We start from the raw sequence: 1383 nt of genomic DNA on the forward strand, positions 1-1383 counted from the left end.
ATGCTCCCGAGCGCCTCGGCGCTGCCTGCAGCGGCATGCTTCCGGGCCCTTCCCTTTGTGCCCGGAGCCACAGCCCGCGCAGCCTGCTGGCCGCAGCCATCCTGGCGCTCACGGGCTGCACATCGATGGTTCCACCACATGAAGCACCTGCACTGCCGGTGCCTGCGCGCTATGGCGGCGCCAGCGCCGACGCGGGCACCACGGCGGCCGATACGGCCTGGCGCGACTATTTCACCGATCCGCAACTGCAGGCCCTCATAGCGCAGGCGCTGGAGAACAACCGCGACCTGCGCACCGCCATGCTGCGTGTGCAGGAAGCGAAGGCCGCCTACGGCATCCAGCGGGCGGACCTGCTGCCCACCCTGGGCGCGCAGGCGGGCATGGAACGCTCGCGCGTGCCGGCCGACCTGAACCTCACGCGCCAGCCCCTGCTGGGCAACCAGTACCAGGTGGGCCTGGGCCTGGCCAGTTGGGAAATCGACTTCTGGGGGCGCGTGCGCAGCTTGCGGGACGCCGCCCTCGAAAACTACCTTGCATCCGAGGCGGCCCACCGTGCTGTGACCGTGGGCCTGATCGCACAGGTTGCCAACAGTGCGCTGGCATTGCGCGAGATCGATGAGCGCCTTGAACTGGCGCGCCAGGCCATCACGAGCCGCGAGGAAAGCCTGCGCATCTTCCAGCGCCGTGTGGACGTGGGCTCGGCTTCGCGGCTGAACCTGACCCAGGTGCAGACGCTGCTCACCCAGGCACAGGCACTGGGCGCCCAGCTCGAGCAAGCCCGCGCGCAGCAGGCCAACGCCCTGGCGCTGCTGATGGGCGCGCCCACGGCCCCGGCGGCCATGACCACCCCGCTGGACAGCCTGGCCATGCCCCCGCTGCGCGTGGGCCTGCCTTCCGATCTGCTCACGCAGCGCCCCGACATCATTGCGGCCGAACACCAGTTGCGCGCCGCCGAAGCAAACATCGGCGCGGCGCGGGCGGCGTTCTTCCCGCGCGTCGCCCTCACGGGCTCGCTGGGCACGGCCAGCGCGGAACTGGGCGGCCTGTTCGATCATGGCAGCCAGGCGTGGACGTTCGCACCCACCATTTCCGTGCCGCTGTTCAATGCCGGGCGGCTGCGCAACAACCTCAACGTGACCGAAGTGCGCCGCGACATCGCCGTGGCCAACTATGAAAAAGCCGTGCAGGGTGCGTTCCGCGACGTGTCCGATGCGCTGGCCGTGCGCGAGGCCCTGGCCCGCCAGCTCGGCATTGCCCAAGCCGCCCGCACTGCGCAGGGCGAGCGCGCGCGCCTGTCGCAACTGCGCTACGGCCACGGCGCCGCGGCCTTCCTGGAGGTGCTCGACGCGGAGCGCGACCTGTTGGTGGCCGACCAGCAGGTGG

General features: G+C 70.8%; 1 protein-coding gene. It reads left to right on the forward strand.

All coding sequences use genetic code 11. From position 1 onward, the window contains the following. Positions 1 to 125: 125 nt before the first annotated feature. A partial coding sequence (locus ACDELDRAFT_RS22500; RefSeq protein WP_232504822.1) for an efflux transporter outer membrane subunit occupies positions 126 to 1383 on the forward strand: 1258 nt, incomplete at its 3' end.

It is taken from the genome of Acidovorax delafieldii 2AN (assembly GCF_000175235.1).
Classification (GTDB): Bacteria; Pseudomonadota; Gammaproteobacteria; order Burkholderiales; family Burkholderiaceae_C; genus Acidovorax; species Acidovorax delafieldii_B.